This window comes from Micrococcus sp. IITD107 (assembly GCF_041927415.1).
GTDB lineage: Bacteria > Actinomycetota > Actinomycetes > Actinomycetales > Micrococcaceae > Citricoccus > Citricoccus terreus.
In genome coordinates, this window is record NZ_JBHFFN010000012.1 from 18,073 (window position 1) to 32,371 (window position 14,299).

At 70.3% G+C, this 14,299-nt stretch carries 12 protein-coding genes; 5 read left to right on the forward strand and 7 right to left on the reverse strand.

The annotated features are described in order from the left end of the window. Positions 1 to 2 precede the first annotated feature (2 nt). Positions 3 to 1,244 (reverse strand): aminotransferase class I/II-fold pyridoxal phosphate-dependent enzyme, encoded by a 1,242-nt coding sequence (locus ACEXHE_RS13260; RefSeq protein WP_374786149.1) that lies wholly within the window; start codon positions 1,242 to 1,244, stop codon positions 3 to 5. A 34-nt stretch (positions 1,245 to 1,278) separates the two neighbouring features. Here ACEXHE_RS13260 and ACEXHE_RS13265 point away from each other — a divergent pair, with 34 nt between their 5' ends. Continuing rightward, on the forward strand, positions 1,279 to 2,475 hold the full coding sequence (locus ACEXHE_RS13265; RefSeq protein ID WP_374786150.1) for an MFS transporter: 1,197 nt from the start codon (positions 1,279 to 1,281) through the stop codon (positions 2,473 to 2,475). Positions 2,476 to 2,712: 237 nt separating this feature from the next. Further along, positions 2,713 to 3,264: a septum formation family protein gene (locus tag ACEXHE_RS13270; RefSeq protein WP_374786151.1), complete on the forward strand. Its 552-nt coding sequence runs from the start codon at positions 2,713 to 2,715 to the stop codon at positions 3,262 to 3,264. Positions 3,265 to 3,301: 37 nt separating this feature from the next. Here ACEXHE_RS13270 and ACEXHE_RS13275 read toward each other — a convergent pair whose 3' ends face one another. The 3 genes from ACEXHE_RS13275 to ACEXHE_RS13285 form a co-directional block, all read right to left on the reverse strand. Next, the gene (locus ACEXHE_RS13275) at positions 3,302 to 3,904 is read right to left on the reverse strand and encodes a GNAT family N-acetyltransferase (RefSeq protein ID WP_374786152.1); all 603 of its coding nucleotides are present in this window, start codon (positions 3,902 to 3,904) and stop codon (positions 3,302 to 3,304) included. Between the two features lie 106 nt (positions 3,905 to 4,010). Beyond that, a complete protein-coding gene (gene rlmN / locus ACEXHE_RS13280; RefSeq protein ID WP_374786160.1) occupies positions 4,011 to 5,396 on the reverse strand; it encodes a 23S rRNA (adenine(2503)-C(2))-methyltransferase RlmN in 1,386 nt (461 codons plus the stop codon). A gap of 277 nt (positions 5,397 to 5,673) precedes the next feature. Next, positions 5,674 to 6,282 carry a TetR/AcrR family transcriptional regulator C-terminal domain-containing protein gene (locus tag ACEXHE_RS13285; RefSeq protein WP_374786153.1) on the reverse strand — a complete coding sequence of 203 codons (609 nt, stop codon included), beginning with the start codon at positions 6,280 to 6,282 and terminating at the stop codon, positions 5,674 to 5,676. 263 nt (positions 6,283 to 6,545) lie between these two features. Here ACEXHE_RS13285 and ACEXHE_RS13290 point away from each other — a divergent pair, with 263 nt between their 5' ends. Both ACEXHE_RS13290 and ACEXHE_RS13295 read left to right on the forward strand, forming a co-directional pair. Then, positions 6,546 to 8,213, forward strand: a complete 1,668-nt coding sequence (locus ACEXHE_RS13290; RefSeq protein ID WP_374786154.1) for an amidohydrolase — start codon at positions 6,546 to 6,548, stop codon at positions 8,211 to 8,213. Between the two features lie 53 nt (positions 8,214 to 8,266). Beyond that, positions 8,267 to 9,709, forward strand: a complete 1,443-nt coding sequence (locus tag ACEXHE_RS13295; RefSeq protein ID WP_374786155.1) for an APC family permease — start codon at positions 8,267 to 8,269, stop codon at positions 9,707 to 9,709. Between the two features lie 122 nt (positions 9,710 to 9,831). On the opposite strand, the gene ACEXHE_RS13300 is transcribed toward ACEXHE_RS13295, so the two are convergent. From ACEXHE_RS13300 to ACEXHE_RS13310, 3 genes are all read right to left on the reverse strand, one after another. Next, positions 9,832 to 11,148: an MFS transporter gene (locus ACEXHE_RS13300; protein ID WP_374786156.1), complete on the reverse strand. Its 1,317-nt coding sequence runs from the start codon at positions 11,146 to 11,148 to the stop codon at positions 9,832 to 9,834. A 149-nt stretch (positions 11,149 to 11,297) separates the two neighbouring features. Next, on the reverse strand, positions 11,298 to 12,095 hold the full coding sequence (locus ACEXHE_RS13305; protein WP_374786157.1) for an oxygenase MpaB family protein: 798 nt from the start codon (positions 12,093 to 12,095) through the stop codon (positions 11,298 to 11,300). Next, positions 12,092 to 13,300 carry a hypothetical protein gene (locus ACEXHE_RS13310; protein WP_374786158.1) on the reverse strand — a complete coding sequence of 403 codons (1,209 nt, stop codon included), beginning with the start codon at positions 13,298 to 13,300 and terminating at the stop codon, positions 12,092 to 12,094. Before ACEXHE_RS13310 ends, ACEXHE_RS13305 begins: the two co-directional genes overlap by 4 nt. Positions 13,301 to 13,464: 164 nt before the next feature. On the opposite strand from ACEXHE_RS13310, the gene ACEXHE_RS13315 reads away from it, so the two are divergent. Continuing rightward, complete coding sequence (locus ACEXHE_RS13315) at positions 13,465 to 14,217, forward strand: low molecular weight phosphatase family protein (RefSeq protein WP_374786159.1); 753 nt, start codon at positions 13,465 to 13,467, stop codon at positions 14,215 to 14,217. Positions 14,218 to 14,299 lie beyond the last annotated feature (82 nt).

A 14,299-nucleotide genomic window follows, 5' to 3' on the forward strand; every position in this document is an offset into this window, starting at 1 on the left:
ACTCACCCGCGCTGGAACTCCATGATCCGTTCGAGGGCCTGCGCCACGGCGTCGTAGCCGGCGGCGAAGGACAGCCGCACGTACCGGTCGCCGCCCCGGGAGTCGAAGTCGCCTCCCGGGGTGAGCGCCACATGGGCCTGCTCCAACAGCGCTGCGCAGTACGCCGCCGACGACCCATACCGCTCCAGCATCCGTTCCCCCGGCTGCGCGTAGAAGTAGAACGCCCCGTCGGCCGGAGCCGCATCGGTCCACTCCAGCTCCTCCGCGCGGGCCAGCACCAGTTGACGGGTCCGGGCGAACTCGGCCACCTGCGCATCGCACTCGGCATAGGACTGCTCTGAGAACGCCTCCACCGCCGCGTACTGAGCTGCCGCCGGCGGACACAGGGACACCGACCCCGTCAGACCGGACACCGCCGCGGCCAGGTCATCCGGCATCAGCATCCAGCCGATCCGCCAGCCCGGCATCCCCCAGTACTTGGAGAACGAGCTGATCACCACTGCCTCCCGGGAGAACTCCCACGCGCACACACCGCGCTCGTCGCCCGGTTCATCCCCCACCTGCGCCGTGTCCGCGTAGGTGATGCCGTGGTAGATCTCATCCGAGACCAGCCGCACCCCACGCTCAGCGCACCACGCCGCCAACGCCCCCAGCTCTTCCCGGGTCACCATGGTCCCCGTGGGGTTGTTCGGCGAAGCGATCACCAGTCCCGCCAGCGGACCGTGCACCCGTTCAGCCTCCTCCAGCAGCTCCGGCGTGGGCTGGAAGCGCACCTGCGGGCCGGCGTCGATCTCCACCACCTGGCACCCCAGCGCCTGCAGGATATTCCGGTACGCCGGATACCCCGGACGGGCCATCGCCACCCGGTCGCCCGGATTGAACGCCGCCAGGAACCCCGTGACGAACGCCCCCGATGATCCCGTGGTCACCGCCACCTGCCCCGCCTGCACGTCCAGTCCGTACCACCGCCGGTAGTGCCCGGCGATCGCCTCACGCAGCTCCGGGATCCCCAGGATCGGCGTGTAGTTCAACGCCCGCCCGGACCCGTGCATCTCTGCCGCAGCCTGGTTCACTCCGCTCGGCGCCCCGCCACCAGGTTCGCCCGCGCACAGACTGATCACCTCGTGCCCGGCCTGCCGCAGCTGGCTCACCCGGCCCAGGATGTTCATCACCTCGAAGTCCGGCACCTGCGAGCGCGAGGACGGACCGAGGGGCTGCCGCGAGCGGTTCATGTCACCAGTCATGCTCCGAGGCTATCCGGGCGTATCTTGGGTCAGCGTGAGCACCCCACCCCAGAACCAGGGACGTCCCGACGACGTCACACCGGTCCGCACCCGCCCTCCCCTGGGCGTGGCGTTGGCTTCGTTCGCGTCCAGTTTCGACCGGTTCGCGGTGAGCCCGCTGCTGGTGTTCGTGGCCCTGGACCTGGGTGTCTCCCTGGCCCAGGCGGTGGCCGTGGCCGGTGTCTACTACCTGGCGTACGGCTTCAGCCAGCCGATCTGGGGCACCCTGGCAGACCGGTTCGGGCGAGTGCGTCTGCTGCGGTGGGCCCTGCTCGGCTCAGCCGTGGCCGGACTGCTCTCCGCGTTCGCCCCCACCCTCATCCTGCTGGTCGCGGCCCGTGCGGTCACCGGTGTCTTCTTCGGTGGGATCATCCCCACCGCACTGACCTACATCGGGGACACCGTGGCAGCCAGCCACCGTCAGTCCGCACTCTCGGATCTGATGGCGGGGATCGCCGTCGGGACCGCCTTGGCCACCGCCACCGCGGGACTGGTGGGAGACCTGCTCAGCTGGCGGGTGATGTTCGCCCTGCCCCCGGTGATCGCGGTGCTGTGCCTGCTGGCGCTGCGCCGACTGCCCGAACCGGCGCGTGAATCCGGCGGCGGCTTCGTGGCCACCCTGAACACTGCGCTGCGGAACCGGTGGGTGTGGACCGTGGTGACCCTGGCGTTCTTCGAGGGCGCCGCCGTCCTGGGCATGCTGACCTTCCTGGCCCCCGCCCTGCAGGCCCAGGGGCTGGACGCCACCGCCGCTGGACTGACCGTGGCCGGGTACGGGGTGTCCACCATGCTCTGCTCGCGGCTGGTCCGACCCCTGGGCCAACGGCTGCCGATCACCGCCTTGATGCTGACCGGCGGCGGAGCGATGACCCTGGGCTTCGCCCTGGTGGCCGTGCACATCTCCGTGGGGACGGTGATCGCCTCGGCCCTGCTGCTCGGTGCCGCGTGGGCCCTGCTGCACACCTCCCTGCAGGCCTGGGCGACCTCCGTGGCACCGGCCGCACGCGGCACCGTGGTGGCACTGTTCGCCGCGGGGCTGTTCGCCGGCAGTTCGGTCAGCACCCTGGCCGCCGGCCCCCTCGTGGCGGCCGATGCCTGGACCACCCTGTTCGCGGGCGCCGCACTGCTGGCCCTGCTGGTCACGCTCGGCGCGGTGATCGGACGGCGCGTCTACGACCGTCAGGAGCGCTGAGCCGTCCTGCGGGGGCTATGATCTTGCCACTGTCGCCCTGGACCGCTGCGGACCACCGCAGTGCAGGACCGCCCCGGACAGTGTTCGACCGGGGCCGGCGACCCGCCGCGGATGTGCGACCTCGCATCCGTTGGAGCGCCCGTGAGCACGTTCTCATCTCCCTCTGCTGTTGGCCTGTCCCGCCCCTCCCCGCGCCTCCGCGAGCCCAGGCGCTCGAGGCGAGGGGCCGCCGTCGGGATGGCTGTCCTGATGGTGCTGGGACTGAGCGGATGCTCCGGCACCCCGGTCCCGGAGGCCGTGGACGACGCCGCCCGGGGATTCGGCCTGCAGCTGGACGCCGACCGGAAGTATCCGGTGGATCTGAATCCCGGAGACTGCATGGAGGAGCCCCCGGAGGGGGAGATCATGGCACTGCGCGTGATCGACTGCTCCGAGGAGCACGGTTCCGAGATGGTGCACCACGCCACCGTCCCCGCGGAGGACGGCGGGTACCCGGGGGATGACAGCCCGGTGTGGATGGGCGTCGACGACGAGTGCATCCAGGCCTACGACGACTACCTGGGCGAGGACTTCATGAGCTCCGCATGGGACTTCGGTGTGATCGCGCCGGACGAGCTCACCTGGGAGTCCGGGGACCAGACGGCTCAGTGTCTGCTGCTGCACGTCGAGGCACGGACCTGGTCCGGCAGTCCCCGCACCGGTGACGTGGAGCTGCTGGAGATGTTCGAGTCCGGGACCGGCGGCGACACCGGTGAAGGCGAGCCGGACGAGGACTCCGCCAGCGCCTGAGGTCTGACAGGGCACGACGACGTCGACGTAATCGGTCTCAGCGTCCGAGCGCGGCGTACTCCTCGGCGAGCAGGGCGTAGCTCATGCCGTCGATCCAGCCGTGGGTGCGGTGCAGGGACTCCTTGACGAACACGCCCTCGCGGCGCAGCCCGACCCGCTCCATCAGCCGCCAGCTGGGGATGTTGTCCGCGAAGCACTGGGCCTCGACCCGGCGCAGCCCCAGCTGGGTGAAGCTCAGCTCCATCAGCGCACGGACCGCTTCCGTGGCGTACCCGCGGCCGTGGTGCTCCGGGTGGAACGTCCAGCCCAGTTCGGCCTGCGTGTGCCTGGCCTGCTCGGTCACCTCGGCGTGCGACCAGGCGTCCTGCACCTGGATCATGCAGTTGCCGATCACGGTCTCTCCCACGCGCACCACCAGCTGGGAACCCTGCGGGAGCCACCGTTCGGCTACGTCGTCCGGACCGGTGAAGCTGCTGGCCGTCCAGGTGTTGACCTGCTCCAGCTGCAGGAACTCCCATACGGCCGGGGCATCATGGGCGGTGAACGGAGTCAGGGTCAGACGCTCGGTGGTCAGGGGCCACTGCACACCGCGCTCGGCGGCCAGCTCCAGCATGGTCTGGGTGCGGTTCTCAGAGGTCACCGCTCCACGCTACCCACCCACCAGATCACGTGCGCAGTACGCGGTGAGACTCGCCGAGCGGAACCGCAGTTGGCGTGATCATGATCAGGGGGCGGGGAAGCCGACCTCAGACCAGAGGGGCGCCTTCGGTGCTGTGGTGCGTGGCGTCGTCGGGCTCTCCCCGCTCCGCCGGGGTCTGGGGTGAGGACTCGTCATCACCCTCGGCCGCGAGCTGGCCGCAGGCGCCGTCGATCTCCTTGCCGCGGGTGTCCCGCAGGGTGGTGGGGATGCCGGCGGCCTCGAGCCGGTCGATGAACTCATCCGTCACGTCCGGTTCGGAGGCCGTCCAGATGGAACCGGGCGTGGGGTTGAGCGGGATGGGGTTGACGTGGACCCAGCCGCGGCCGCGCGCGTTGAGCTTCTTGGCCAGCAGGTCCGCGCGCCACGGGTGGTCGTTCATGTCCTTGATCAGCGCGTACTCGATGGACACGCGCCGCCCGGTGGAACGGTAGTAGTTGTAGGCGGCGTCGATCGCCTCGTCCGCCTTCCAGCGGGAGTTCACCGGGATCAGCTCGTCGCGCAGCTCGTCATCCGGGGCGTGCAGAGACAGCGCGAACGTCACCGGGATGCCCTCGTCCGCCAGTTTGTTGATGGCCGGCACCAGCCCCACGGTGGAGACCGTGATGTGCCGCGCGGACATGCCCAGGCCCTCCGGAGCGGGATCGACCATCCGCCGGACCGAGGCGATCACCCGCTTGTAGTTGGCCAGCGGCTCGCCCATGCCCATGAACACGATGTTCGTCACGCGCTCGGCGTTGTGCCCGCCGTCCTTGCGCAGCCCGCCCAGACCGCCCTCAGCGATCACCTGGTTGGCGCGCACCACCTGCTCCACGATCTCCGCGGTGGACATGTTGCGCGTCAGACCGTTCTGACCGGTGGCGCAGAACGGGCAGTTCATGCCGCAGCCGGCCTGGCTGGACACGCACAGCGTCACGCGACCGGGGTAGCGCATCAGCACGGACTCCACGAGCGCGCCGTCGAACAGGCGCCACAGGAACTTGATGGTGTCCCCGTTGTCCGTGGTCAGCCGGCGCACCTCGGTCAGCAGCGGCGGCATCATCTCCCCGACCAGCTGCTGGCGGGTGTCCGCAGGCAGGTCGGTCATCCGCTCCGGGTCCGAGGTGTGGTGCACGAAGTAGTGCGTGGAGAGCTGCTTGGCGCGGAACGCCGGGAAGCCCAGTTCGGCCACCTTCGCCTGCCGCTCCTGAAGGGTCAGGTCCGCCAGGTGGGTCTTGGGCTGGGCCACGCGCGGCTGCTTGAACTGCAGCAGCGGGCGCCCCTCCGCGGTGGTCTGCTGGGTCCAGCCCTCAGCCTTGGGACGGACCTGCGGGCGCTCGGCGTTCTTGGCCGGACGCTCGGTGCGGGACGGTGCGGACAGCGAGCTGCCCACACCGTTGCGCTGCAGCCGGGCCCGGTCCTCGGAGAGCTGCTGGGCCTCGGACTCGTCGATCATCCCGCGCCGCGGCGGGTTCAGCTTCAGCCGCCCACCCCGATCATGCTCCAGGTGAGCCTCGCGCGGATCCAGCTGCTCACCGCCACGGCCGTCACGGCGGGCAGACTGCTGGCCGCGCTTCACAGAGGAGACGCGGGAGTCACGGGTGTCGCGGTGGGCATCGGAACCGGGGCGAGAGTCTGAGGAGGCCATCGCCTCATTCTCCCACGCGGGCACAAGCCAGGGTGAGGCATGCTCGCCTCGGTGAGGGGCCGTCGTCGGGAAAGCCGCCGAAGGCTCACCCTCGACCGGCGACGTGCGCCTGCAGACCGAGGATCAGCGCGTCCAGACCCGACTCGAAGGTCACCCGTCCCGAGTAGGGCTCTGGCGTGCCGCGGCCGAGCACCTCGGCCATGCTCGGAACGTCCTCCGGCAGGGCCTCCGAGGTCAGGAAGTCCTCCGGGGCGCCCAGATCCAGCGCGCTGCCCATCACGAAGGACTCCACCGCGCGCATGGCCCCCACCGCCTGGGGACCGCTCCAGCCGCCGCGCACCAGGGCGTCCACGACCACCTCGTACATCCGGTAGGTGCTGTGGTCGCGCAACGGGGCAGTGGCCAGCAGGGCGATGGCACTGCGATGAGCGGCGAAGGCCTGCAGATAGGACCTCGCCCAGTGCCGCAGGGCCTCATCCCACGGAGCGGCCTCGAAGCGGCTGGTGTCCATCTCCTCGACGAGTCGGGCCCGGATCAGTTCGACGAGCTCGGCACGACCGGAGACGTGGTGATAGAGGGAGGAGACCTGGCGGTCCACCCGGTCCGCGAGACCGCGCATGGTCAGCCCGTTCTCACCCTGCTCGTCCAGCAGGGCCAGCGCCTCATCCACGAGCCGCTCGCGCGTCAGTCTCATCCAGGTCCACCCACTGCTTGTCCGCTGGCACGGTCGATCGGGCCGGAGACGGCCGACGCCGCCCACCCTAGTCCAGGGTCCCGAGGCGAGAGGCGCGACTCCGGTGTCTGAGAGTCCGGTGTCTGAGAGTCCGGTGCTCGCAAGTTCGGTCCAGGGCCTGTTCAGCGGCGCCATGCTCGCCTAGGGTGCTGTCCCAACACGCGAACCGAACACTGTTCGACTCAGAGCAGGCCCACGGCCGGACCACCGGCGGAGAGGACCCCATGACGCAGAGCCTCCACGGCCACGGCCACCTCCACCTGCACTCCGGAACCGTGTGGCAGGGCGAGGGCCACGAGACGGCCGAACAGGTGCTGGTGCGTGACGGGGTGATCACCGCCGTGGGCGCCGAAGTCACCGCCCGGCTCGCGGGGCACAGCGAGCGGGAGCGCGAGCGGGTGCAGAGCGTGGACCTGGAGGGCGGCTTCCTGATGCCCGCCTTCGGCGACGGCCACGCCCATCCTCTCTTCGGTGGACTCGAGGGGGTCGGGCCGGCGGTGCGCACGTGCACCAGCGTGGAGCAGATCGTGGAAGAGGTGCGCCACTACGCCGAGGAGCACCCCGAGCTGCCGTGGATCCTGGGTGCCTCCTACGACGGCTCGCTCGCCCCGGAGGGCCTGTTCGACGCCCGGTGGCTGGACGAGGCCGTATCCGACCGACCCGTGGTGCTGCGGGCCTGGGACTATCACACCGTGTGGTGCAATTCCTCGGCCCTGGAGGTCGCCGGGATCACCGCGCAGACCCCAGACCCCGAGCTCGGGGAGATCCCACGCCACCCCGACGGGCGACCCTGGGGCACCCTGCGCGAATGGGGCGCGATCGACCTGGTCATGCAGCACTGCCCGCCCCGGGACACCAACACCCTGGTGGACGCCCTGCGCCGGGCTTCCCGCTACTTCCTGGAGCACGGGGTGAGCTGGGTCCAGGACGCCTGGGTGGAGCCGGAGAACCTGGAGGCCTACCTCGCGGCCGCCGAGCAGGACGCCCTGGAGATCCGCTACAACCTGGCCTTCTACGCCGACCCGCGGCATATCGACCACCAGCTGGAGGACTTCGCCGCCCAGCGGGTCCGAGTGCAGGCCGCCGGCCACTCGCACCTGACCGCGAACACCGTGAAGTTCTTCGCCGACGGGGTGATCGAGAACGAGACCGGCGCACTGCTCCAGCCCTACTGCTCCGGCCTGCACGACCACGGCATGACCGTCTGGGAGGGCGACTCCCTGGCCCACGCCGCCGCCGCGGTGGATGCCCTGGGCTTCCAGATCCACATCCACGCGATCGGGGACGCCGCCGTCCGGCAGGCCCTGGACGCGATCGAGCATGCCGTGTCCGTGAACGGTCCGCGGGATCGGCGTCCGGTGATCGCGCACGCCCAGCTGGTGGACGAGCAGGACCTGCCCCGGTTCAGCAGCCTGGGGGTCATCCCCTGCATGCAGCCGCTGTGGGCCCAGCCCGACGCCCTGATGACCGTGCTGCAGGTCCCGCGGTTGGGCACCGAACGCTCCGATCAGCAGTACCGCATGCGCACCCTGAGGGACGACGGCGCCGCACTGGCCTTCGGGTCCGACTGGCCGTGTTCGTCTGGGGCACCCCTGGAGGGGGTCGCCGTGGCCGTGTCACGTCAGACCGAGGACGGGGAGCCGGACCAGGGCTGGACACCCCAGGAACGCCTGGACCTGGGGGTCTCCCTGGACGCCTACTCCACCGCGGTGGCCCATCAGGGCTTCGCCGACCTCCACGAGCACCCGTGGGGTCGGATCCGCCCGGGTGCCGCCGCCGACCTGGTGTGGCTGGCACAGGACCCCCGGGGGCTGACGGCATCAGGGCTGCGTTCGCTGCCCGTCCGCGCGACGTTCGTCGGAGGCCGGGCCCACCTGCACCCCACCAACTGACGCACATCCACCCGCCCCGCATCCCGCATCCCGCACCCCGAGCCGAGGTAGCCATGTCCCACTCATCCACCGGCCCCGCCGCACCCTCATCGCCCGCCGCCACCGGACGCGCTGCCCCGGCCTCCGCGGACGGCACCCGGCTCAAGCGCGTGCTCGGTGTGCCCTCCCTGGTGCTGTTCGGTCTGGTCTACATGGTCCCGCTGACCGTGTTCACCACCTACGGGATCGTCACCCAGGTCACCGGCGGCCGCGTCCCGGTGGCGTACATGATCACGCTGGCCACCATGGTGTTCACGGCCATGTCCTACGCCCGGATGGCCCGTGCATATCCGTTCGCCGGATCCGCGTACACGTACACCCAGCGCTCCTTCGGACCGGGCATCGGGTTCGTCTCCGGGTGGTCCCTGCTGCTGGACTACCTGTTCCTGCCCACCATCAACTACCTGGTGATCGGCATCTACCTGGGTGAGGCCTTCCCCGCGGTCCCCTCCTGGGTGTTCATCCTCGCCGCGATCGCCCTGGTGACGGTGCTGAACATCGTGGGCATCACCTCGGTCTCCCGGGCCAGCACGGTGATCATCGCCGCCCAGGTGGTGTTCATCGGGGTGTTCATCGCCCTGAGCGTGGTCTCCCTATCCGGCACGGGCGACGTGGACCTGCTGCGTCCGCTCACCGGAGACGGCACCGAGACCGGGCTGGGACCGGTCATGGCCGGCGCAGCCATCCTGTGCCTGTCCTTCCTGGGCTTCGATGCGGTCTCCACCATGGCCGAGGAGGCCAAGGAGCCGACCCGTGATGTCCCCCGGGCCATCATCATCGCCACCGTCTCGGCCGGACTGCTGTTCATCCTGCTCTCCTACGTCAGCCATGTGGTGCATCCCTCGCATCAGTTCGCCGACCCGGACTCCGGTGCCCTGGACGTGATGGCCTCGGCCGGAGGGACCTTCCTCAGCGCGTTCTTCATCTCCGCCTACGTGGCCGGCTGCATCGGCTCAGCACTGACCTCCCAGGCCTCGGTCTCGCGCATCATCTTCTCGATGGGCCGCGACGGAGTCTTCCCTCGCTCGGTGTTCGGCCGCCTCTCCGCCCGGTTCGCCACCCCGGTGATCGCCATCCTGGTGGTCTCGGCATGGTCGCTGATGGCGATGCTGATCGACCTGGGCGTGCTCGCCGAGATCATCAGCTTCGGCGCCCTGGTGGCGTTCTCCGCCGTGAACCTCTCCGTGGTCAAGCACTACTTCATCGACCAGAAGGAGCGCAGCGGGGCCGCAGTGCTCACCAATCTGGTCCTCCCGCTGATCGGCTTCGGCCTGACGGTGTGGCTGTGGACCTCGCTCAACGGCCGGACGCTGATCGTGGGTCTGATCTGGATGGCCGTGGGCGTCGCCTACCTGGCCATCATCACCCGCGGCTTCCGCCGCCCTACCCCCACCATCGACGTCTACGCGTCCGGTGACCTGGTCCAGCGCCCCGAGGAGGACGCTCACCGCGCCTGAGGCGAGCCGGCCGGAGAAGCGGCGTGGCCGTCGTCGGGCAGGCGAACGCCCTTCCAGGCACAGAGTGACATTCCCCGGTCACTCTGGTGGGGGGGGAGGTCACCGTGCGCAGGAGGCGGGTGTCACTCCTGGATGAGACGGGGGCGGCCGGCGAGCCAGCCGAAGACCGCGCAGGCCAGGGAGGTGGCGGCGAACAGGGTGGCCACCGGGGTGACGTCGCCCGTGGCGGTGAGGATCTGCCCGACCAGCAGCGTGCCCGCCGAGCCGAGGCCGTAGCCCAGACCCTGCATCATCCCGGAGACGCGCAGGGCCATGTGGGTGGAGTGGCTGCGCAGGGAGATCATGGTCAGCGCCAGTGCCGTCAGGCTGCCCTGGCCCAGGCCGAGCAGTGCCGCCCAGACCCACACGCCCTCGAGCGGGCCGATGATGCACAGCACCCAGCCGATCCCGGTGAGCAGCGCCATGGACGCGTTGAGCAGGGACTGGCTGCGGATGCGGACCGCGAGGATGGGGGCGACCAGGGACCCGGACATCTGCAGCAGCACGTTCAGGGCGATCACCAGTCCGGCGGCGGTGCCGTCCATGCCGCGTTCGCGCAGGATGGGGGCCAGCCAGGCGAAGATCGGGAAGGACATCATCGACTGGAACACCATCATCACGGTGATCTGCCAGGCGATGGCCGAGGTCATGGGGCTGCGACCGGACGTGGAGGTGGCCAGGTGCGCTCGGGAGCGATGGCGCAGGATCACCGGGATCAGCAGCCCCGCGACCGCGAGCGCCGGCAGGGCCCAGAGCCCGAGCGCGATGTTCCAGGAGCCGGACAACTCCAGCGCCGGGAAGGTCAGGGCCGCCCCGAACGCCGCCGAACCGGCCACGCACGTGGTGTACAGCCCGCTCATCAGACCGATGTGGTTGCGGAAGTCCTGCTTGACGATGCTCGGCAGGACCACGTTGGACAGGGCGATCGCTAGCCCGGAGATGACCGTGCCCGTCAGCAGGGTGGCCAGCGGGGCGGAGCCGAAGGGTGGAAGCGCGCGGATCAGCATGCCGACCGTGAGCAGCAGCATGGCGACGAACAGCACCTGCCACGCGCCGATCCTCCGGGCCAGCACGGGCGCGAGCGGGGCGAAGACACCGAGCAGGGTCACGGGAACGGTGGTCAGGACCGTGACACTGGCTCCGGACAGACCCGTGGCCGCTGTGACCTCAGGCAGGATCGCTGAGAGCGAGGAGTAGAGGGTGCGCAGGTTCAGCGAGACCAGGACGGCGCAGACTGCGAGGTAGATCCACGAGACCGGGGAGACCTGCGCCGGCGAGGGCGTGGGGCCGGAGGCGTGGGGAGTGTGGGCGGTGTGGGCCGTGGCGGTTGCGTCATGCTCTGGGCCAGACGGTGCCGACGATGGCCCGGCGTGCGGGGTGGAGGGGTCGGCGGTGCTCATGGGGCCATCCTCCCAGGCTCGGCGCACCCCAGGCCCACGTTGAGCCAGAAGTAGTGGCGGGCCCGGGAGCTGATGGTCACCACTGGTTCTGGATCGAGGGGGGGCGATGGGGATCGACGGGGGTGATGGGGATCGACGGGGTGAGGGGATCAACGGCAGGTGGAGCGCCCACGGACGCCGAGGCCGCGCAGGATCCACCGGGACGGGGCCTGGCGCATCACGCGCGGCAGCCGGGGGTACACCGCACGCAGCACCGACCACAGCCGTTCATCCCGCACGGACCCGGCCACATCCAGCTCCAGCCCCAGCTCCGAGCGCACGCCCGTCGGCAGCATCCCCGCGGTCAGCATCCGGGCCAGAGGCATCAGCGTCCGCATCCACACCGGAGCGTGCTCAGCGGCGAACAGCTCCCGGGCGATCGCACGCGCCGCGTCCGTCACCTCCAGCTCCCCGAGCCGCTGCTGCCACCACCGCTCGAACGCTGCCCGGTCCACCGGCCAGAGCTCCCGCGGCATGCCCAGCGCCGTCCCCAGCACCGCAGAATCCTGGTACATCTCCTCCGCAGCACCCGGATCCAGCACGCCCCACATCCGGCCGCGCACGCGTTCGGCAGCCCAGTAGAGCGTGGCTGCCACCCACAGCTGCGCCTCCGGGTCCGCTGCAGAGTACCGCGCACCATTGTCATCCGCACCGCGCACGGGGGCATGCGCACGGTCCACCCAGCCGGCCACTCGCTCCCGCACGGGCTCGGCCTCCGGCAGGCTCACGGCGTACACATACTGCAGGGTGTGCACGAGCCTCGCCATCGGGTCCCGGGTGAAGTCCGAGTGCCGATCCACTCCCGCCGCCACCGGCCGGTGCGCCACCTGCAGCAGGATCGCCGCCCCGGCACCGGCCAGCACGGCCCCCTCCCGAGCCAGGGCACTCAAGGTGACGGGGGCACTCACGGGCCGGCCGTCGTCGGGAACTGGGCGGAGCCCTCAGGCTCCCCCGCGTCCGCCGCGGCCTGACTGACCACGGCATCCACCGAGCGGATGAAGACCACCAGCCACGCGTACACGATCCCGGCCATGGCCAGCTCGAACCCGGTGAGGTTGTAGTAGCCCAGCGGGAACCACAGCAGCGCCGCGCCCACACCGACCAGGACCATCAGGCCCGTGGCGGCGTAGAACGCACCCGGGAAGCCCGGCAGCCAGATCGGCAGAGTGACCAGCATCAGGATGAAGACGGCGCCGAGCAGCCGCACCGCGTTGGAGTGGATGGGGTCGGAGACGTTGACCGGCACCAGGCCCACCACCGCCATGCACAGCCCGATCACGAACAGGCCCCAGCGCAGCACACCGATCCGCACCGTCCGGCCACCCGCCGCCTCGCGCGCACGTGCCCAGGGGTACAGGTCCTGGGTGATGAACCGGGCCAGGGTGGTGAGCACCAGACCGGACACGGCCAGGGTGGTGTTGAACGTCCAGAAAGACCAGGATCCGGCCTGCCCGGTGCCCAGTTCGGAGAAGAACGCGTGCCACCAGAACGGGTTCTCGGCCAGCAGCATGGACACCAGCATTCCGGCCGCCATGAACACGGCGAGCAGGCTGGAGAGCGATCGGGTGGTGATGCGCGAGGCCGAGGTGAAGCCCAGGTACCCGGCCACGGCGGTGATCAGCGTGACCATCACCGTCCCGGCGATCCGGTCCACCGTCAGCCCCACGAACGACTCCTGGAACAGCCGGAACAGGGTCAGCCCGGCCATGATCGCGATCGCCGCGTGCACCACCACCAGGCCGGTCGCGTCCACCACCATCCACGCCCAGTGCTGCTGGATCAGCCACCGGTGCGTGGTCCGCGCGGTCAGCAGGAACCCCACCAGGCAGGACAGCCCCGCCGCCACCGCGGTGCTCACGGCGGCCACGTTCCCCACGGAGTGCGGCCCGGACAGCGGCGGCCGGTAGCCGGAGAAGACCAGATACCCGACGACGGCGCCCACCAGGCCGCACACGATGGCGGACCAGATGGCGCGAGACTCCAAGGCCACAGGCCCGGTGGGCGGCTGGGGCGCGGGGTGTGCGGGAGGAATGCGGGTGGCTGAGGTGGGGGTGTCTGCCGGGGTGCTGCGGACCGGGTCGGAGGCGGGGTCCTGACGCTGAGCGGTGTGCACCCTCCACGCCTACAGGATGTCCTCCTTGGAGTCCACCCATGGCCGGACTATAGTGGTTAAGAGGCTGTTCACCTTCCGTTCACCTTGGAGGCGGGGCGAAGCGCTGGACAGCACCCATCGCTCGGCGTGACGCCGACCCTCACACCCCTCAGGAGGTGTCTCGCATGACCGAGACCACTGACCAGAACACCGGCCAGCCGCAGGTCGGCGCCGAGGAGCCCCGTGGCCTGAACACCGGCGGCAACCCGATCGTGCAGAACCAGGTCATGGAGCGCGTGGTCGCCGAGCTCACCGAGAAGTGGGGCGAGCTGCTGGACCACGGACGGATCCGCGCCACCGCACTCGAGGCCTACCAGGAGATGGACCGCACCGCGCGGATCAAGACCTTCCTGCCCACCCACGCCGCACGGCTGGGCGATGACCGCCTGCACGCCTACGCCGTGGCCGAGGGACTGATCGAGGCCCCGCTGCCCAAGGTCCTCTTCGTCTGCCCGTCCAACACCGGACGTTCCCAGATCGCCGCCGCCCTGATGGGTCGGCAGAACTCCGTCGCCGTCCGCTCCGGCGGCATCACCCCCGGCGGTCACCTGCACCACCGTGCGGTGGAGGCCCTGAACGAGCGCGGCATCGACCTCTCGGAGATGTACCCGAAGTCCCTCACCGAGGACGTGCTGCGTGCCGCCGAGTACGTGGTGGCCATCGACACCGCCGGTGACCTGCCGGACGTGCACGGCGCCACCGTCATCTCCTGGACCGATGTGCCCAAGCTGACGGACAAGCCGATCGAGGAGGTCCGCCAGATCGTGGACCTGATCGAGGACAAGGTCCGCGCGCTCTCCGAGGACCTGGTCGGACTGAAGTCCGACTCCGAGGCGGCGGCAGCCCAGTCCCGGGACGGCCAGGTCCTGGTCGCCTGACCCGAACCACACCGCGTCCATTCGCACCGGACCTGACGACCCCTGGAGCCCCCTGCTCCAGGGGTCGTCCTGCTCCTGACCT